A 20510-nucleotide genomic window follows, 5' to 3' on the forward strand; every position below is an offset into this window, starting at 1 on the left:
ATGTTAGTGTACAGCAGAGAAGCGCATGTTAGCAGGAGGACGAATATGAACACCAGAATAGAGATATTAACGATGTGTATGGTATGGGACAAAGTGAATGATCAGGTGTTATTAATGAATCGGCCGGATCGCAAAGGATTTCCGGGATACATCGCTCCTGGGGGAAAGGTAGACTTTCCGGAGAGCATTGTGGATGGTGCTGTGCGGGAGGTTCTGGAGGAGACGGGTTTAACGGTCAATGAGATTACGTATAAAGGACTCGATGAATTCTGTGATCCCGAACAAGGATTACGTTACATGGTATTCAACTATTTGGCGACTTCATTCGAGGGACAATTATTGCAGAATCCGCCCGAAGGCGAACTGTTATGGGTGCCTATGAAGCGGGTGTCCGAGCTGCCTATGCAGGACTGGTTCGCTGAACGTCTCCCACGATTTTTCCAAAAGGGTACGTTTGAGCGGAGTGTGATCTGGGAGAAGTCATCCGGACGTACGCTGCAAGAGACATTTATGTTGTATAGCGATTCCGCTCTTGAACAGCGTGGGGTTCGATAAAATCAACGTGAAAGGGAGAGAAGATCATGGGATACCAGCATGCCTTAGAAGGATACATTGCAGCGACGAATACACATCAGTTTCATGAAGTGAGCAAATGGTTATCGCCAGATGCCGTATATTGGTTTACAGGAACGTCATGCACTACTCCAGACGAAATCCGGGCTTATTTTGAGAACGCTTGGGAAACAGTCCAGGAAGAAGTCTACAGTGCTGAAGAGGTTAAGTGGATTACGACTAGCAAAGATCAGGCAGTTTGTATTTATACCTACCACTGGAAGGGGATTTATCAGGGAGAGCCGGCTTATGGAAAGGGGCGGGCAACGAATGTGTTTGTTGCTGGGCTTGATGGGGAATGGAAATTAATCCATGAGCATTTAAGCTTGGGTTAGGATAAAATTAATGCCTCATAATATATCATCCATATCTATATATTTATATCCAAATATTATGGTATAATGAAGGTTACTATTTTTATGGGAGATGACTAGCCCAAGAGAAACAGTGTGTGTTTAATAGATTGAGTAAACTAGTTTGTTGAAGTAAGCATGATATATTTGTAGATTTGCCATACATAGGCTTCTGCAAACAGAACGAGAATGAATATTGTACGATGAAAAGGTGGAGATTGGCATGAAATTGTCGTTCCGGATTTTGGATTGGGAAGAAGAGCGACCATACGAACTTTTATTGATGGCTGATCCTTCAAAAGAAATTGTTGATGAGTACCTGAGTCGGGGTGTTTGTTTTATTGCTGAGTATGAAGGAGAGATGGTTGGAGAGTTCGTATTGCTCAAGACTCGTCCGGAGACTGCCGAGATAGTTAATATTGCCGTACAGGAAGAACTGCAGGGACAAGGTGTAGGTAAACACATGATTAAGGAAGCGATGGAAGCTGCACGCAGATTAGGCTGCCGGATTCTCGAGATTGGAACAGGCAACTCCAGCTTTCATCAATTGAAGTTATACCAACGTTGCGGTTTCCGCATTATCGGGGTTGATCGTGATTTCTTTGTGAGGCACTATGAGGAAGAAATTATAGAGGATGGTATTCGCTGTGTGGATATGATTCGTATGGCCATAGATCTGGATGCTGTTACAGAGGATGAAGACGAAAGGAAGAGTACTTAGGTGAATCGGTATACACATATTGGCGTATATGGCTTGGTCACTTGGGAGCAAAAAATTCTGTTGATTCATAAGGCACGGGGAGCATATCAGGGGCAATGGGATTTACCGGGCGGAAGGCTGGAGTTTGGTGAGCATCCAGAGGCAGCTCTTCATCGTGAGATTGAAGAAGAGACCGGCCTGACCGATCTACAAGTAATGATTTGTTCTGCGGAGTCTAAGGTTGTGGAATGGGTGCATCAAGGTGAGCCGGAAGAGCTGCACCATATCGGGATGCTGTACGATGTTGTTTTGACCGCAGCTTGTCAGCCGGATCAGATCAAAAAAGAACCCGATGGTGAAGATTCGTTAGGCGCGGATTGGTTTACACTGGAGCAAACTACTGATCTTTCCCTAACGCCGTTTGCAGAGTATATGATTAGTAAAAGAACACCCTGATGCGCCTCATCAACTATATTGTTAACTCAAATTGGCTATATCCAAAGAAGCTGCTCGGATCATTCATGTCTGGGCCAGCTTTTTTAGTGGGTCTCCTGAAGAAAAAACCAATTATTTGTTGAATGTCATGTCAATTGGTTAATGTTTAACTTGACGGTTTGTTTTTGAACATAATGGACCACAATTCAATTAAGGAGGTAAAATGGGAGATCATATGCCTATTTTGTTATAATTAAGCGTTCGTTGTTCTAACCAAATTGCTCGATGAATTTTGATTCATCTAATTTATGCATCAATTGAGCTAAAAATAGGAAATGCTCCTGAGCGTAAAAGTTTATAGAATAGATATTAGAACACGGACTTCACTTGAAGAAGAGGAGAAAGTGTAACCTTCGAACGGATCAGGACAGTATTCGACATCTGTGCGACGGTATATACAATCATTGTTCTACTTTGATTTTGAAAACGCAGACAAACCTTGACGGGAGCGTCGGACTAACGTTACTACCACCAACAGCACGATTATTGGACTTCATGAAAAATTTCGCTTAAAATGTTGAACGAACGCAAATTACGGCTTAGTCAATGATTTCCGTCAAAAACTTATGACTAAATCAAGACGGAGGGAACGTCGATGACGATCGTGGAAGGCAACAAGAAGCCCTGGGAAAGTTACTATGGCCCCAATATGGGATACGTACAGGAACAATATGAATTATTTGCTCAAGACCCTGGTTCGGTTACACCGGCCTATCGTGAACTATTTGAACAATGGGGTGCACCGCCAATGTCTGGCAAGGATGCACGCACAACCTCGAATTCCGGCAACGCCCAATCGGCTTCCGGAAGCGTGGACATTCAATTATTACAGAAAGCGGTTACAGCAGGTAAGCTGGTATGGAATATCCGTACGTATGGTCATCTTGCTGCAGACATAGACCCGCTTGGAATCAGTGAAGATACAGATACATCTTTGCTGGAACCTCAGCATTTTGAATTAAACGAAGAAGATCTGAAAGCTTTGCCTGCTTCCCTGATCTGGGAAGGTGCAGATGGGCAGACAGCAACCGGTTGGGATGCAATCCAACGCTTGCGTCAGATTTACACTGGACCCATGGCCTATGAATTCAGTCATGTGCACGAAGTTCAAGAACGTGAGTGGTTGAATCGCCGTGCGGAATCCCGGACTTCACCAGCTCCACTTACGCCGAAAGAACGTAAGGCTTTGCTGGAACGTTTGGTTGAAGTTGAGCAATTTGAAGACTATCTTCACAAAACATTTGTTGGACAGAAACGTTTCTCTATCGAGGGTAACGATGTGCTTGTACCGATGCTGGATGAAGCTGTTCGTATCATGGCAGAAGCCGGATCTAGCCACATTCTGATGGGTATGGCCCACCGTGGACGGTTAAACGTACTTGCCCATGTATTAGGCAAACCGTACAGCAAAATTTTCTCTGAATTCCATCATGCTCCGAACAAAGACCTGGTTCCATCGGAAGGTTCGACGGGAATCAACTACGGTTGGACGGGGGATGTCAAATATCATATGGGTGCCAACCGTTTTGTAAAAGACGGGGAAACTGTGCAGGCCCGTCTTACTCTCGCGAATAACCCGAGCCATCTGGAATACGTCAATCCGGTTGTACAGGGTTTTGCACGTGCGGCTCAGGATGACCGTCGTGACCCTGGATATCCGAAACAGGATGTAACGAAGGCAGCTACCATTTTGATGCACGGTGATGCCGCATTCCCTGGAGAAGGGATCGTTGCGGAGACACTTAACTTCAAAGCTCTGCCAGGATATCAGAATGGTGGAACCATCCATATTATCGTTAACAATCGTCTGGGTTTCACTACAGATAGCGGTGATTCCCGTTCAACATACTACGCAAGTGACCTTGCTAAAGGGTACGAAATTCCGATTGTACACGTGAATGCGGACAATCCGGAAGCTTGTATTGCAGCCATTCGTATGGCAGCAGAGTATCGCAATCGTTTTAAAAAGGATTTCCTGATCGATTTGATCGGTTACCGTCGTTACGGCCATAATGAAACTGATGATCCCGAAACGACTCAACCTATCGTTTATGACAAGGTGAAAAACCATCCAACGGTAAGCCACCTGTATCAGGATCTATTGAAGCAGGAATCGGTTATCGATGATGCGTCCATTACGAGCATTCGCGATGGAGTAACGAACAAATTAAAAGAAGCTTATGACCAGATGAAGAAAAATGAAGTACATGAATATTACCAACGGAAAATCAGTGAGCCGGAAGCAGTTACAATTACGCCTACTGCCGTACCATTGGAGAATCTGCGCAGCATTAATGCGGACCTGCTGAAATGGCCTGAGAACTTCAATGTGTATCCGAAGTTACAGCGCATTTTGCAACGCCGGAGCACTTCCCTGAACGAAGGGGAAAAAGTGGATTGGAGCCTTGCGGAGACACTCGCATTTGCAACCATTCTCGCTGATGGCAAACCAATTCGGATTAGTGGACAGGATGCCGAGCGCGCTACATTCGCTCATCGGAATCTGGTACTGCATGATTCGGAGAACGGAGCCAAGTTCTGTCCGTTGCATCACTTGCCACAGGCAAGAGCATCCTTTGCCATCTATAACAGTCCGTTGTCTGAAGAATCCGTTGTTGGATTCGAATACGGATATAACGTATATTCACCAGATACACTGGTCATCTGGGAAGCTCAATTCGGGGATTTTGCCAACTGTGCACAGGTTATTTTTGACCAGTTTGTATCCGCAGGTCGTGCCAAGTGGTCTCAAAAATCCAGTCTGGTGATGTTGCTTCCACATGCGAATGAAGGTCAGGGACCTGAGCATACAAGTGCTCGTCTGGAACGCTTCCTTCAGTTGTGTGCAGAAGACAACATGACGGTTGCCAACTTGTCGAGTGCTTCCCAGTACTTCCACTTGTTGCGTCGTCAAGCTTCGTTGACTGAAACGGAAGATGCCCGTCCACTTGTGATGATGTCACCGAAAAGTCTCATCCGGAATCCGCGTGTTGCATCACCGGCAGTGGAATTCAGTGAAGGCAAATTCGAACTTGTGCTTGAGCAAGCTGGGCTGGGTACGCAGCCGGATCGTGTGGAGCGCATTATTCTGTGCAGTGGCAAGATTGCCATTGACTTGGAAGATGCTTTTGAAAAAGACAAAGCAGATTGGTCATGGCTTCACATTATTCGAGTGGAACAGCTGTATCCGTTCCCGGCAGAAGAGATCAAACGTATCCTCGCACGTTTCAGTAATGTAAAAGAACTGGTATGGGTACAGGAAGAAAACAAAAATATGGGCGCCTGGACTTACATGGAGCCTCGTCTTCGCGAAGTTGCTCCGGAAGGCACAACCGTTAGATACGAAGGTCGCCCGGAACACGCAAGTCCTTCCAGCGGTTATCAGCTTGTGCATAGTATGGAACAGCAACAGATTATTACATCTGCGTTGAAACAAACGACGAAGAATAATATTCCACTGGGGAGGTAAGAGCTGTGAGTGAAATTAAAGTACCTGCAATGGGTGAGTCAATAACTGAGGGAACTGTATCCAGATGGATGGTTAAAGAAGGGGAAACCGTTAATCAGGGTGATGTGCTTCTTGAACTGGAAACGGATAAAGTAAATATCGAGATCAGCGCAGAAGAAAGTGGCGTGCTGGAGAAGATCATTCGTCAGGAAGGGGAGACGGTAGAGATCGGTGAAACGATCGGTACACTCTCAGCTGGCTCTGGAGGAGGAAGCGGTGCACCCGCTTCCGAACCGGCAGCGGCAGAAGAGAAAAAGGCCGCTACTCCTGCACCTGAAGCACCAACACCAACAGCACCTGTTGCTGCGGCACCGGAATCATCCGATAGTGCCAAGACGGCTTCACCGTCCGCTCGCAAGCTTGCACGTGAACGTGGTATCGAGTTGGATCAGGTTCAGAGCAAAGATCCAATTGGACGGGTATACCAGGACGACGTGAAGAGCCATAACAATCAGGCACCTGCTCCGGCAGCTCCACCTGCCAATAAAGCTCCTGCGGCACCAAGTGCTCCGGCAACTGGAAGTTCCACGTATACCAAACCAGTGGAGCGTCAGCGGATGTCTCGCCGTCGTGCGACCATTGCCAAACGTCTGGTAGAGGCTCAGCAGACTGCAGCTATGTTGACTACGTTTAATGAAGTGGATATGACTGCGATTATGGATGTACGTAAACGCCGTAAGGACAAGTTCAAAGAGAAACATGAGATTAACCTCGGGTTCATGTCCTTCTTCACCAAAGCAGTTGTGGGAGCTCTGAAAAAATTCCCTACAATTAACGCAGAGATTGATGGCGAAGATGTTGTACTCAAAAAGTATTATGATATCGGCATTGCCGTATCTGCGAAAGAAGGACTGGTTGTACCGGTTGTACGTGATGCCGATCGACTGGGCTTTGCCGAGATTGAGAAGAGCATTGCGGACCTGGCATCCAAAGCTCGTTCCAACACACTGGCGTTATCTGATCTACAAGGTGGAACGTTCACCATCACGAATGGTGGAACATTCGGTTCCTTGTTATCTACGCCAATTCTGAATACACCACAAGTGGGTATTCTGGGGATGCATAAGATCCAGCTTCGTCCAGTGGCGATTGATGCAGAGCGGATGGAAAACCGTCCAATGATGTACATCGCGCTATCTTACGATCACCGAATTATCGACGGCAGTGAAGCTGTACGTTTCCTTGTGACCGTGAAAGAACTGCTTGAAGACCCGGAATCACTGTTGATTGAAGGTTAATCCATAACGTTTGATCAAGGCTATTATTCATATCGCTTAACAAGAAACCCCTGAATTGGAGCGCAGCGTGAGCTGTACATCCGATTCAGGGGTTTCTTTTGCTATAATATAGTATTGTATTGTTCCGGCTCTATTATATAGAGTCAGCTGTTTCAGTAAGGCTCACAGGCCTATCGTGTGTATTCGAGCCAGGGGTATTCCGCTCTAGCCAGTCTACAACATGCTGAGCCACTTCTGTTCGGTTGATCTCATGCAGCATTTCGTGGCGTCCACCCGGATACAGGCGATACTCAATATTCTCCAGTTGAAGATTCTTGTACTGGGAGACCAGATTAAGAACACCTTTGCCATGAAGTCCAACGGGGTCCTTTTCACCTGAGAACAGATATACGGGTTTGTGTTTGGGTATGCGCTCCATATTGTGTGGAAGATGGACTTCGAGCAGCAATTTGAAGAAGTCGCGGAAAAAGCCTGCTGTACAGACTGCCCCGCACAGGGGATCATCAATGAATCGCTGAACCTCTTGTGCGTCCCGGGACAACCAATCAAACGGTGTCGTTGCAGGGCGGAAAGAGCGGTTAAATCCACCAAATACAATCGCGTTGAGCAGCATGCTGGGATGAGTATCCCCCTGAATGCCGCATTGCAAGAAGGCCAGCTTCTCTCCAAACCGTAGCAGACCACGTCTACCATTCGTCCCGGATAGAATAAAGGCATGGTACTGCTCATGACCAGCGTACATGAGATGTTGTACCAAGAATGAGCCCATGCTATGTCCCATTAGAAACAAGGGCACCCCAGGATTCTCCTTGGCGGCTACCTCGCCGAGATTAATCATATCACTTGCCATCCAGCGGAAGGCATCGACACCAGCATTGCCGAGTAGCTTGGCATTCTCCACAGTTTTGCCATGACCCCGATGGTCATTGGCATAGACCGCATAGCCATTTTCAGTAAGAACGCTGGCAAATTCCGCGTATCTGGCGGCCGTCTCGCCCATGCCATGTGCAATTTGCACCACACCCTTAACGTCGCATTCCGGATCGGGAAGCCAGCGGTACACATGAATACGGGTACCTTCACTAGCAACCAAGGCAAAGGTAGATTCCTGCATCTCGTGTAATTCCTCCTTCACAGGTTACATATGAGCTTGATTTATGGCAGATAAGAGCGAAGAACAGTAGTATTCCCGTTTAAAGTATAAGAACCCAGATTGGCTGGCAAGAGATAACACTGTCCAGCTTTCAATTCAATGCTGTCTGATTCAGCATGTGCCCACTCCAAAGTGCCTTCTCCTTCACAGACAACGAGAATTGTGAAGCTGTCAGGATTGGTGGAGAGTTCCCAGCGTTCAGTTACAACCCCTTTTTCCACCACAAAATAAGGACATTCCGCAAGCTTGAGCCATTCACCAGGAGTAGCGTTATTTGTTTTCATTGTTGAAGCACCTGCGCCCTCATAGGCGGTGACATTCAATGAGTCTTCAACATGCAACTCACGTGGTTTGCCATCCAGTCCAGGACGATTGTAATCGTAAATCCGGTAAGTTGTATCCGAGTTTTGCTGAATCTCAGCGACAACAACACCTGCACAGAGCGCATGTACGGTTCCGGCAGGGATAAAGAACGTATCACCAGCTTCTACAGGTACCTGACGAAGGGTATCCATCACCGTGCCATTTTCCAATGCCTCTTTCAATGTTGCCCGATCCACGCCTTCATTCAGGCCGTAGATGATGTGCGCGCCCGGTTTTGCGTCGAGTACATACCACATTTCTGTTTTGCCAAGCTCGCCAGGAGGAAGTGCCTCATACTCGTCTGTGGGATGAACCTGAACGGACAGGTCATCGTTGCAGTCAAGCAGCTTAATCAGAAGGGGGAAACGACCGCCTTTTTCGGAAACGCCTTTGGTTCCAAGCCATTCGGTGCCCAGTTGTTCACGAACTTCATCCAGACCCTTGCCAGCTAGTGCTCCATTTAATACCTTGGTTGTACCGTTTGGATGATCGGCTATCATCCAGCCTTCTCCGATATGTCCTTCAGGGGGCGTAAGGCCGAATTGCTCCAGCGCACGACCGCCCCACACACGTTCTTTGAATTCAGGTTGGAATTGTAATGGGTATGGCGTAGACATCAGTAATCTCTCCTCTAGTATATGAAATGGTGGATCGCTTTAATCAGTCATGGGCATGTAATCGCCATGAATAAACAAGTGAATACGTTTGCATATGTAGATTTAGAACACAGATCGCAGGAAGGAGAAGCCGTTAACAGCTCACCTTGCGATTGTGTCTAGTTTATTGTATTTGGTGAACAAAGGAAATTATTTTTTCTCAATGCCGATCAGAAAAGGAGAAGTTTCTCGCTGTAATTGGCGATACAGTACAACCTGTGCCTGTTCTACCGGCAGGGAAGAGGACCACTCCAACACGGCTGATGCTTCCTGTGCGCCTCCGTCATGACCGGGGTAGAGCACAACTGTAATAATGCCGCGAGTACGTAATAAAGCGAGTGCGGCCTCGAGTGCAGCAATTGTACTGTCAGTCTTGGTTATGATGGAGGAATCTGCATTTTCCGAAGGCAGATATCCCAGATTAAACATGACTGCACCAACCGCACCAAGCCATGACTCCGGCACGGCTTCTGCCATTCGATCATGACTTAGTTGAAGCATGGAGATGGAGCCAAGCTTGGCTTCGTCGTTTTGTTTTCGAATCCGGGCCTGTGCAAGCGTAAGGGCTTCATTTTGAATATCGAATCCAATGACTTGACCACGTTTGCCTACTTGTTGTGCCAAAAATAGTGTGTCTGCCCCAGTACCAACCGTTGCATCTATGGCCAGATCACCTGGCTGCAGACGGGAAGCAATCCACTGATGAGCACAGCTGAGAACCGAAAGAAAGCCCATCTATGCTCGCCTCCAATACTTACCCTGCCATGAATCCCGCTCTCGCAGCTCACGATCAATGGAGTTCAATACTTCCCATTTGTTCATGGACCACATTGGTCCAATCAGCAGATCACGCGGTGCGTCGCCTGTAAGGCGGTGTACGATCATTTCTGGCGGGAGCATCTCCAATGTATCTACGATCAGCTTGATATACTCGTCCTGATCGAGAAAACGTAAAAGACCGGCTTCGTATTGCTTTACCATTGGTGTTTTACGCATCAGATGTAACAGGTGAATCTTGATGCCCTGTACATCCATATTGGCTACTGCCCGTCCTGTGTCCAGCATCATCTCATGCGTTTCTTGAGGCAGACCGTATATGATATGTGTGCACACACGTATATTTCGTTTGCGCAGTTTCTCAACCGCTTCTTCGTAACACTTCGTGTCGTGCGCCCGATTAATCAATGTTGATGTGGAATCGTGGATCGTTTGAAGCCCCATCTCAACCCACAAGTATGTGCGCTCGTTCAGTTCAGCCAAATAATCAACAACGTCATCTGGCAAACAATCCGGGCGCGTGGCGATGGACAGACCAACAACACCTGGTTGCTCTAAAATTTCTTCAAAATATTCTCGAAGCTCCTCAACCGGAGCATATGTGTTCGTATAGGCTTGGAAGTAACCAATATAATGGGCTGTAGGCCACTTGAGGTGCTGTTTATCTCGAATTGTATTGAATTGGGTGACCAGATCTTCACGTCTGCTGCCAGCAAAATCGCCTGATCCGCGCGCACTGCAGAAGGTGCAACCACCTTTGGCAATGGAACCGTCACGGTTGGGACAGGTGAATCCAGCATCCAGCATCACTTTGAAAACTTTATTATTGAATTGATCTCGCATCTCATAATTCCAGGTATGGAATCGTTTATCTCCCCACAGGAGAGGGGACTGTAATGCAGGTGCATTCATCTTCAAGGTACTCCTTTGGCTGTCTAATTACAGTAATCATACGTGAACAAAAGAAGAAGCGCTATGCGATTTCCGTCATAGACGATGGGTAGCGATTATAGGTGTCTTCATGAACTTTTATCATTGTATCAAAAAACTAAAAAAAAAGGGAACCAAAACGCAAAATAGGCCGTAAAATCAAGGTTTTCTCCTTGCTATAGTTTACACCTTATGTTATATTTAAATCAGCGTCAGACACCATCTAATGGGTACTATTCATCATAGCATTTGAATCAATGTTGACGTCATGGACCATACTATACCGTGAGGTGATATGAATGAATTCCCAAGTAAAAAACAATGAATTGAATCATGTGTCTGTTGAATTGACGGCAGAAGAAGCACTGGCTTTAACGGGTGTTCGTTTTAATGGAAATCCGAAAGTGAAAGCGGCTGCAAGACAAAAAGTTCGCGATGCTTTCGAAAAGACATTTGATTTTTCACACCAAGATAAGGTAGACTATGAACTACTAAAGTAGTTGGACCCCAATTCCAAATAAATCGAAGAGGGAATCTTTGAGATTTGCCCAAAGTGGCAGATCCGAAGATTCCCTTTTCATTGCTCTTTACAATTTGCGAGTTCTTCGGCAAAATAAGTCTGAGACAAGTATGGGACAAACGGAGGAATAAAATGCGTTTACGTGGCAGAAAAGGGATAAGAGAAAATCTAGAGCAACAAGTTGATCTTGTTGTACTGGACCCCAAGCAACATAAAGGAAAATGGTCTGAACTGTTTGGCAATAACCATCCGATCTTCGTGGAATTTGGTATGGGTAAAGGTCAATTTATCAGCCAAATGAGTTATAAATATCCGGAATTTAATTTCATCGGTATTGATATGTATGATGAGCTGGTGCGTCGTGCCAGTGAGAAAGCTCGGAATGCGTGGAGCCAGGCAGATGTGGAGACACCACCGAACCTGAAGCTTGCGCTGGCAAACATTGAACAGATCGAGGAAGTTTTTGAACCGGAAGAACTGGAACGCATTTATTTGAACTTCAGCGATCCGTGGCCAAAAGCAAAGCATGCACGTCGCCGGTTGACGCACCCGCGCTTCCTGAAGAAATACACGGAATTGCTTAATGCAAAAGGACAGATTCATTTCAAAACCGATTCGGAGACGCTGTTTGATTTCTCACTCAACGCCATTGCCGACTTTGGTCTGCAAATGACGAATCTGTCTTTGAACCTGCATCGCGATGGACTTAACGAAGAACATGTGATGACCGAGTATGAGCAGAAATTCATGGGCAAAGGCATGAACATTCACCGGGTTGAAGTGATTGTGGGTGAAGAGGCACTGCGTGAGTATCAGCAGACACGTCTGGACAAGTATAAAGTTCGCGAAGCGACAGATGAGTCTGGTGAAGGTCAGGAACAGGAATAAAATCGAAATCTAACTTAAACTCATTAAAGAAGAGCGACACATGAGGGGAATGGTTCATTCTCATAGGTCGCTCTTTTTGGCGTTGTGAAGTGCTCCTAAAAATCATGTCTGGGATGATTTCAAAAGTTCTCTGAATGAAACTCTTTGCGGCGATAATCGTTCGGTGTAACACCGTTGAACTTTTTGAACATGCGATAGAAATAGGAACTGTTGGTGAATCCGGTCCTCTCGGCAATATCGGCAACGGAGTTCTCTGTCTCTACCAGCAGATGTTGAGCCTTGGCTATGCGGGTTTCATTAATCACGTCCGTTAACCCTTTCAGGGTGAGCTGTTTGTAGAGCCTGCTTACATAGATGGGCGACATGCTAAGCTCATCTGCAATAGAAGTTAGACATAGGTTAGGGTCCGCATAGTCCCGCTCAATAATGCCGTTGATTTTGCGAATCAACTCTTCGTGCTTCAGTGTACGTTTCTCTTCAACTTTGGAACCAAGCTCATCAAACATACGATAGAAGTGTTCATGCACTTCACTGATGTCTTCCGCTTCTTTCACAGGCAGCATGAGTCCATCCGATACAGAATCAAGCGTGAGTTGATTATTCTTCTTAAGGGTATTTCGTACATGGTTGAGTGTCATCGTCAGATGGGATAAGGCTAGCTGGAAGACGGTGAAGGGATAAGCGGCTGTTTCACCGACGATATCTGCATAGACTTGCTTGGCTTCTTGCGTCTTGCCTGTCATTAGATGATCGACAAGCTGTCTTTCCTTACCTGCCGGGAATGCGTACTCCTTGGCGTGATAAGCCATAATGTCAGAAGTATAGATCAGACAGCCGGGTCCCATGAACAAACGATGCAGTGAAGCTTCGGCTGATCTGGTGTAGGAAGCAATACTGTCTTCCAATGAATCTTCCTCCGTGCCGATCGTACAGGAGATGGAGCATTTCAGATGGGTCATTACAGCAGCCTGCATCATGCGCAGCAGCTCTTCTATCCGGTTGTTAGCAGGTTGCTCAAGTTCCTGGTATTCCGCTTTCTCGTTGAAAATGAGTGTGATCAGATCACCGCCCATATCCACAGCTTCCGCATTATAGTGGAGATCGGCTGTCTCGGTGCAAATGTTCATCATGGCGTATTTGACAAGCTGGGTCTCATCACGATACGTTTCGCAGAATTCCGTAAAATGATCAATACGCAGCAATACGAGTCTGGAAGCACGCTGAACATCAATGGAGGAACCGTAGAACTTCATCCGTTCTTCCAACATACCTCCAGTTACTGTTTCACGACCCTGCAAGGCCCCACGCAGAAAATCCTGCCGTAACAGATGAAGACTGCCACGTCGCTCTGCTTCCATCACACGTAAACGAACAAGCACCTTATCAATAGGGTGATATAGTTTTCGGGATACAAGGTAAGAGAGCAGCAACCCTGCGATGAGAAGTCCAACACAAAACAGAACGGTATGTGTACGCATACTCCGTATATCTGAGGTAATCAGATCATACGGTGTTATTCTCACATAACGCCAGCCCAGATCATCGGGAGCGGTATAGGTGATGAGTGATTTTTCTCCGTCGACCTTCTCGGTAAAATAAGCGGAATGCTCCGCATCCTGCATAATTGGCTTCATAAAAGCTTCACTGGAGAGATTTTTCATCAATGAACGATCACCAAAGTCGGATAATAGATCCCCATTCTCATTCACGATAAAGGTCTTGCCTGGTTGATCCACAGCATTCATGTTCGGACTGAGCCAATCATCCTTGATATTAACGATGACAGCATAGTTTAATTTCGCGTTGTCATTGATCGTGTCGTAACAGAGATAAGTGTAGCTGTTGACCTCTGTTTCTTCAGTAGAGCCGACCTGATATGTACGCGGGATGGGAACAAAAGGTTTATAGTCATGGAAGCGTTGGAGGATGCTTGTAATCCCCTGATCGTCGATCTCCGAGACGGACTGCTGCCCATTACGCACGTTGGAACTGATAAAAAATTCATTGCTTTTAGAGTTATATACATAGATAGATTCGATAAAGGGAAGGGACATGCGGTAGTTGTCGAGCTGCTCCATCGCCGATGTAATCTCATAGATATTCGGTTTGGAATAAAGCAGTAATGATGAGATGGTGTAGTCCTGATAGATCTGATATGACAATGATTTCGCAGTCTCGGTCATTTTGGCTACTTCACGGCTGGTTTGTGTAAGGCTGTTCATATCAGTACGATACACCTGGCGAAGAGCAATCCGATTATAGTTGACATACAAAATAGAAGAAGCCACAAGCAAGGTGGCGACGGTACTGATGATAATGCCGATCAGAATCCGTGTGAAGACCTGCTGACTGTCCTCTGAACGTTTACGCATTCTTTTTCCCCCTTGGACCTCTTGTTATGGGTGGAGAACATAGAACTTCATATACATACGCCAGACTTCATACCTGGATGAGCAGAAGAACAAGAGTATCTTGAATTATATATTATGTATGCGTTTACATCAACGCTGGACAGGCTGTTTTGCCTACTTTCTCTACATAAAGTTCAACTTTCGCAGGATTGTTCACCAGGTGCAGCCTATGCACGATATCAAGATTTGTGAACGGATGCGTGTGGATGTCTGTTCATTTCATGGTTCGTTCGTTTTGTTCATAGTTCATTTCGCAGAATCGTTCATTTTCTGAGGGGAAGCTTCAGTATCCGTGAGCGAAGGGAGCACCTACAATAAAAAGAGAGCTCCACCACGCAGCACCGCAAGAAATTCGGGAGGGATCGAGCCATGCTCAAAGAATTGAACAAAAACAAAATCATGTTTCTGATGCTGTTGCCCACGCTGATCTTTTTTCTGATTAACTCGTATTTTCCAATGGTTGGTATCTATTATGCGTTCACCCGGTATGATTTTGAAGGCGGACTGTTTGGCAGTCCATTTGTCGGTCTGGAGAACTTTAAGTTCCTATGGCAATCCGGAATGCTGCTGAAGCTCACAACCAACACTGTGGGTTACAACCTCGCCTTCATTATATTAGGAAACGGACTGGCGATCTTCTGTGCGATCATGCTTAGCGAAATCCGGGGCAGGTTATTCAAAAAAATTACGCAATCCGTCATGTTCTTGCCGTACTTCATCTCGTTTGTACTATTAAGTGTAATCGCTTACAACATGTTCAACTATGAGTCGGGTTTTGTGAACACGGTGCTCAAACGTTTCGAGGCTGGACCGGTGGATATTTATAATACACCTTGGATATGGGTATTTCTGATCATCATTTTTTATCTGTGGAAGAATCTCGGATACAGCATGGTCATCTATCTAGCCGCCATAACGGGGATCAGTGACGAGTATTATGAAGCTGCCCGAATCGACGGAGCCAATATATTTCAGCGGATCTGGTACATTACGGTACCAATGTTGAAGCCAACCTTTGTCATCCTATTGTTGTTCTCGCTCGGCAGCATCATGAAGGGACAGTTTGACCTGTTCTATCAACTGATTGGCAACAACGGGGTGCTATACAACGCTACAGATATTATTGATACGTATGTTTATCGTTCTCTGAAAGTAACGTTTGATATCGGGATGGCAACGGCTGCTGGTCTGTATCAGTCCTTGTTTGGATTCATTTTGATTATGACCGTCAACTATATTATCCGCAAAGTAAATGAGGACTACGCCTTGTTCTAGAACGCCCCCAGGGCAGAAGGGAGAACGATCATGAACACGCCAATGAATACTCGCACGCGTACGAATACACGTCTCAGAGATTCGGAGTTTACTTTCATGTTTCAACTGATTTCCTATAGCTTCATCATCATCTTATCCATCATGTGCCTGTTACCTTTTCTTCTGATTCTATCCGGTTCGTTTAGCAGCAACGAATCCATTGTAAGGGATGGCTATCACCTCTTTCCAACGGACTTTTCCCTGGAAGGTTACAAAATGGTGTTCAAATTCCCGACTCAGGTACTCAAGGCTTATGGGGTAACCGTTTTTACAACGGTGGTGGGGACCACGCTAGGGCTGTTTCTCATCACGATGGCCGGCTTTGTGCTCCAGCGTAAGGACTTTAAATATCGGAACACGTTCTCATTTTTTATCTACTTCACAACGTTGTTTGGTGGGGGACTTGTGCCTTGGTACATTATGCTGGCGAACTACTTCAACCTCACAGATACGTATACCGTACTGATTTTCCCGGGGTTGATGACACCGTTCCTCATTATCTTGATGAAAAACTTCATTCGTTCGGCTGTGCCGGATGAGTTGGTCGAGTCAGCCAAGATTGACGGAGCTAACGACTTCCGCATCTATTTCAGCATTGTGTTGAAACTGGCGATGCCTGGGATTGCTACTGTAGGTCTGTTTCTGGCATTGGGGTACTGGAATGACTGGTTTACCTCATCGCTCTTCATTAACAATCCTGATATGTACCAACTGCAATTTTATCTTTATAACACGATGAACACGATTACTTTTATTGACCAGATGGCGATTGGCACAGGGATCACGCTTAGTCAGGATGTGCCTACGGAATCAACCAAGATGGCGATGGCGATCGTTGTGACGGGACCGATTTTGTTCCTGTATCCGTTTGTACAACGTTATTTTGTCAAAGGACTTACGATTGGTGCAGTGAAAGGTTAGAACGTGAACACGCTCTGGATATCAGGCTGCTAGCATCATCTTCGGTCTGAAACATGGCGAGTCTGCGCTAACATATAAAGGTTCACCACAAAAAGGGAGGATGCGTATGCGTAACAAAACAATTCGGCACCTGTCTCTGGTACTTGCCCTGATGTTGTTCGCCGGGGTGCTTGCCGCATGCAACAATGGTTCGGGGGGATCGGCGCAAGGAAGCGAGCAAGGGGGAACATCCGAGAATAAAGGTGATAAAGTAACACTGCAATTTTACATGCTTGGGGATGCTCCGAAAGATCTGCCTGTCATTGAATCCGAGATTAATAAGCTGGCTGAGGCTGATCTGAACGTCAATGTGAAATTCAACTACACCTCCTGGACCGACTGGGATCAAAAATATAAACTGCTGCTGTCTTCCGGACAGCCGATCGATCTGATCTTCACAGCGGATTGGACATTCTACCAGTCCTATGCCAAGAAGGGAGCGTTTCTGGCACTGGATGAAATGCTGCCTAAAGCAGCACCAGCACTTAAAGCTCATGTCCCTGATGACATGTGGGATGCTGTCAAAATCAATGACAAAATCTATACGGTTCCATCTACTTGGATTGAGTATGTAACCGAGGGGATTGCGTACCGCGAGGATTTGCGCGAGAAGTACAATCTTCCGAAGCCAGAATCGCTCGAGACACTCGAAGCGTATCTGGAAGGCATTAAGGCCAACGAACCCAATATGATTCCGATCGCGGATAGCAATGCCAACCATACGCACGGTATCCGTCAACTGACATCCAAGCTGGTGAATACAGCGGGTCAACTTCCATATGGATTGGATATTATGTATGACACACCTTCGACCGTGACGTCCTATTGGGGATCGGCACAACATCTGGAAGACCTGAAAACATACAAACGCTGGATGGACAAAGGATTCTTCCCGAAAAACGTACTGAATGTAAAAGATACTTCCAACTCATTGCTGCAAAATGGAAAAGCGGCTGTTGTTCTGTCCGGGGAGAACCCTAACAAATTTAATGCAGATGTTATCAAGGTGCAGTCTACGCATCCAGATTGGAAACTGGCTTATTTCCCTTACCCGAATGCAAAAGGGTTTGCACAACCTGTTCACCCGATCCACAATGGGTTTGCGATTCCACGCAGTAGTAAGAACCCGGAAAAAGCATTGGCATTTTACGAAAAGCTTGTGACAGACAAACGATATAATTGGTTGACTGAATACGGCGTGGAGGGCAAAAACTTCGAGGTAGATAATGGATACTACAAAATGGTGGGGGATGCACAAACGAACGGCTTCCCGCGTGAGGGCATGAATGGCTGGGCTTGGCGTAATCCGGAATTTATGCTCTATGATAAAACCTTTGATGATGTCCTGACCATGTTCGAGGATCTGGACAAAATCAAAAAGCCAGATATTTTTACCGGATTTGCGGAAGACTGGACTCCATATCAGGCCGAGAAAGCTGCATTGGAGCAAGTTGAGAAACAATATTTGTATCCGCTTAATGTGGGTTTGGTGGCAGACGTAGAGGCTGGGTTGAACACATTTATGGAGAAGGCAAAACAAGCGGGATTAGAAAAAATTCAGTCAGAATACACCAAGCAGTGGCAGGAGTACTTGAAATCAGCAGGCATTCAGTAAATTTGTACTTTCCTTCATACAGAAAAGGTGCCTTCAAAGTCGAAGGCACCTTTTCAATGTGGTTGCAGGTTTGTTTGAAGCCGCCGCTTAAAGGCGTAATTGGACGAGATATGCGGGAAGCAGCAAATGTTCGGATAAATTCATATATGGGCCTCTTCTGCGGATGAAGGACGAACGTCCTCCAACAGATCGAGAATACTTTGAGCGCTCTCCATTGGATGAACCTTGGCAATTTCCGCCAGATGACGTTTGCGTTTACGTACGACATCCGGATAGTGGTGCAGCAGTTTGTTCATCCATTTAATAACTACGTCAGACGAAGATATGGGTTCTCCCAACCCTCTAGCGGTAAAATAATGGACGTTTTCTTCTTCCTGACCAGGTATAGGGTTGTGGAACAACATCGGAATTCCTTTGGCTAAGCCTTCGCTGCATGTCATTCCTCCAGGTTTGGTGATCAGCAGGTCGGAGACTTCCATCAATTTGTCCACTTCGTTGGTGTACCCGATAATATGAATGTTCTCTTTGCGATACATGGGGTTCTGTTCCATGCTGATCCGTGCTTTATCATTGCGACCCAGACAAAAAATAATCTGAATATCTTTATGCCACCGTGTCAGCAACGGATGGACCAGCTCGTCGCTGAGCATGCCCCAACCGCCGCCCATTACCAGTACAGTGGGCATATTTTTGAGGTTGAATCTGCTTCGGATCTCTTCTCGTCCGGGATGTTCCCAGAAGTTCGGATGCACCGGAATGCCGGTGACTCGAATTTTGTCTATAGGTACGCCACGAAGCAATAGTTTGGACTTAACCTCATCTGAAGAAACCAGATAAAGATCTACTTCACGGTTAATCCATGTCCCATGTGCATCATAGTCGGTGATGACTGTGCAAAGAGGAATCTGTGCACCCAGACGTTTCAGTCTGGCTATGACAGCACTGGGGATCGGATGGGTACAGACAATTGCATCGGGACGTAACTGGCGCACAACGCTGCGTGTATGGGTATAGAACAGCTTGTGCAATGCGAGTGTTGTCAGCCGATTCAATGATTTTTTATATTGGTGTCTGTATACGTATCCGACAAGTTTGGGTTGGTTGGTAACCGTTTTTTTGTATGCTGTTATAATAAGAGGTGCAACCTTGGGATTTAAGAAACTTCCCAGTTCCAGCACTTTCGTCTGCACGTCTGACGAGAGCTTTCGCAGATTGCTGGATAGTGCATAGGCGGCTTGAGTATGACCCGTACCAAAGCCTTCAGATAATAGTAATACTCTTTTTTTCTCCACGCTTACTTCACCTGTTCCTGCTAGGTTTTTCTGAGTCTAACATATCGGCTTTAAGACCAGAATGCAACTGTTGCAAGTGCGACTAAAGTACCTATTGTGGCACCTGCCAGAACATCGGAAGGATAGTGTAATCCCAGATAAATGCGAGAGAATCCGACAATAAGAGCCACAGGCAACAATATTAGCAATAAGATCGGATCAGTGGTCATAAATGGAACCGTGACCGAAAAAATGGCAGTTGTGTGTCCTGATGGAAACGAATGGTCCGTCAGGGGATTCCGAAATGTAATTGTATCCGGCAAGGCCAGATAAGGTCTAATGCGGGGATACAATTTTTTTGCGATGGCTACAGGAATGTGGCTGACCGCAAGAGCGATGCAAGCTTGGAGTCCTGTTGTGCTCCATGGAGCCGGAGCAAGCAGCCAGATTAACAAAGATACTGCAATAGAAGAAGTTGCTCCACCCAGATGGGTGAAATAATACAGCCAAAAATTCATAAAACGGTTATGAAGTCGGCCGTTGATCCACATAAAAACATTTCGATCATAATCTTGAAACTTTAAGAATAAACGGCTCATATTGGCCTCCTGCCAGTCAGGCCGCCTGTAATGGCGGCATTATTTCCGGTCATTTTCTGCATCCGGTTTCGTCCTGATTAATATATAACCGTTTTTCATGAACTTGAGGTTATTTCAGGTATATGTTTATCATATTTTTAAATGTTG

General features: G+C 46.0%; 18 protein-coding genes. 11 read left to right on the top strand and 7 right to left on the bottom strand.

All coding sequences use genetic code 11. The features are described from left to right. The first annotated feature begins 45 nt into the window (after positions 1–45). The 6 genes from MKX40_RS08450 to odhB all read left to right on the top strand — a co-directional run bounded on the left by MKX40_RS08450 (position 46) and on the right by odhB (position 6906). Positions 46–555 (top strand): 8-oxo-dGTP diphosphatase, encoded by a 510-nt coding sequence (locus MKX40_RS08450; protein ID WP_339240777.1) that lies wholly within the window; start codon positions 46–48, stop codon positions 553–555. Between the two features lie 26 nt (positions 556–581). Next, positions 582–947 (top strand): nuclear transport factor 2 family protein, encoded by a 366-nt coding sequence (locus MKX40_RS08455; protein ID WP_339240778.1) that lies wholly within the window; start codon positions 582–584, stop codon positions 945–947. Positions 948–1188: 241 nt separating this feature from the next. Beyond that, complete coding sequence (locus MKX40_RS08460) at positions 1189–1686, top strand: GNAT family N-acetyltransferase (protein ID WP_339240779.1); 498 nt, start codon at positions 1189–1191, stop codon at positions 1684–1686. Next, positions 1687–2121: an NUDIX domain-containing protein gene (locus tag MKX40_RS08465; protein WP_339240781.1), complete on the top strand. Its 435-nt coding sequence runs from the start codon at positions 1687–1689 to the stop codon at positions 2119–2121. A 634-nt stretch (positions 2122–2755) separates the two neighbouring features. Next, positions 2756–5629, top strand: coding sequence for a 2-oxoglutarate dehydrogenase E1 component (locus MKX40_RS08470; protein ID WP_339240783.1), 2874 nt, complete (start codon positions 2756–2758; stop codon positions 5627–5629). Positions 5630–5634: 5 nt separating this feature from the next. Continuing rightward, a complete protein-coding gene (gene odhB / locus MKX40_RS08475) occupies positions 5635–6906 on the top strand; it encodes a 2-oxoglutarate dehydrogenase complex dihydrolipoyllysine-residue succinyltransferase (protein WP_339240785.1) in 1272 nt (423 codons plus the stop codon). Between the two features lie 133 nt (positions 6907–7039). Here the strand turns inward: odhB and MKX40_RS08480 are convergent, their stop codons facing one another. The 4 genes from MKX40_RS08480 to MKX40_RS08495 all read right to left on the bottom strand — a co-directional run bounded on the left by MKX40_RS08480 (position 7040) and on the right by MKX40_RS08495 (position 10767). Then, a complete protein-coding gene (locus MKX40_RS08480) occupies positions 7040–8020 on the bottom strand; it encodes an alpha/beta hydrolase (RefSeq protein ID WP_339240787.1) in 981 nt (326 codons plus the stop codon). Between the two features lie 41 nt (positions 8021–8061). Further along, on the bottom strand, positions 8062–9039 hold the full coding sequence (locus MKX40_RS08485; protein ID WP_339240789.1) for a type I phosphomannose isomerase catalytic subunit: 978 nt from the start codon (positions 9037–9039) through the stop codon (positions 8062–8064). Positions 9040–9228: 189 nt separating this feature from the next. Further along, positions 9229–9813: a class I SAM-dependent methyltransferase gene (locus MKX40_RS08490; RefSeq protein ID WP_339240791.1), complete on the bottom strand. Its 585-nt coding sequence runs from the start codon at positions 9811–9813 to the stop codon at positions 9229–9231. Then, a complete protein-coding gene (locus MKX40_RS08495; protein WP_036610193.1) occupies positions 9814–10767 on the bottom strand; it encodes a TIGR01212 family radical SAM protein in 954 nt (317 codons plus the stop codon). Between the two features lie 317 nt (positions 10768–11084). Here MKX40_RS08495 and MKX40_RS08500 point away from each other — a divergent pair, with 317 nt between their 5' ends. Together MKX40_RS08500 and trmB are read left to right on the top strand one after the other, a co-directional pair. After that, on the top strand, positions 11085–11285 hold the full coding sequence (locus MKX40_RS08500; protein WP_036610190.1) for a hypothetical protein: 201 nt from the start codon (positions 11085–11087) through the stop codon (positions 11283–11285). A gap of 152 nt (positions 11286–11437) precedes the next feature. Continuing rightward, positions 11438–12193 carry a tRNA (guanosine(46)-N7)-methyltransferase TrmB gene (gene trmB, locus MKX40_RS08505; protein ID WP_339240792.1) on the top strand — a complete coding sequence of 252 codons (756 nt, stop codon included), beginning with the start codon at positions 11438–11440 and terminating at the stop codon, positions 12191–12193. A gap of 119 nt (positions 12194–12312) precedes the next feature. On the opposite strand, the gene MKX40_RS08510 is transcribed toward trmB, so the two are convergent. Next, positions 12313–14565 (bottom strand): helix-turn-helix domain-containing protein, encoded by a 2253-nt coding sequence (locus MKX40_RS08510; protein WP_339240793.1) that lies wholly within the window; start codon positions 14563–14565, stop codon positions 12313–12315. A 408-nt stretch (positions 14566–14973) separates the two neighbouring features. Between MKX40_RS08510 and MKX40_RS08515 the strand changes: the two genes are divergently transcribed. The 3 genes from MKX40_RS08515 to MKX40_RS08525 all read left to right on the top strand — a co-directional run bounded on the left by MKX40_RS08515 (position 14974) and on the right by MKX40_RS08525 (position 18493). Further along, entirely contained in the window at positions 14974–15879 is a 906-nt protein-coding gene (locus MKX40_RS08515; protein WP_017689672.1) for an ABC transporter permease subunit, read from the top strand. A 30-nt stretch (positions 15880–15909) separates the two neighbouring features. Further along, positions 15910–16839 (top strand): carbohydrate ABC transporter permease, encoded by a 930-nt coding sequence (locus MKX40_RS08520; protein ID WP_339240794.1) that lies wholly within the window; start codon positions 15910–15912, stop codon positions 16837–16839. Between the two features lie 106 nt (positions 16840–16945). Beyond that, positions 16946–18493: an extracellular solute-binding protein gene (locus MKX40_RS08525; RefSeq protein WP_339240796.1), complete on the top strand. Its 1548-nt coding sequence runs from the start codon at positions 16946–16948 to the stop codon at positions 18491–18493. 140 nt (positions 18494–18633) lie between these two features. Here MKX40_RS08525 and MKX40_RS08530 read toward each other — a convergent pair whose 3' ends face one another. Together MKX40_RS08530 and MKX40_RS08535 are read right to left on the bottom strand one after the other, a co-directional pair. Then, positions 18634–19785, bottom strand: a complete 1152-nt coding sequence (locus tag MKX40_RS08530) for a glycosyltransferase (RefSeq protein ID WP_339240798.1) — start codon at positions 19783–19785, stop codon at positions 18634–18636. Positions 19786–19835: 50 nt separating this feature from the next. Beyond that, positions 19836–20363, bottom strand: a complete 528-nt coding sequence (locus MKX40_RS08535; protein ID WP_169478872.1) for a phosphatase PAP2 family protein — start codon at positions 20361–20363, stop codon at positions 19836–19838. Between the last annotated feature and the right edge of the window lie 147 nt (positions 20364–20510).

The sequence above is a fragment of the Paenibacillus sp. FSL R5-0517 genome, assembly GCF_037974355.1.
GTDB lineage: Bacteria > Bacillota > Bacilli > Paenibacillales > Paenibacillaceae > Paenibacillus.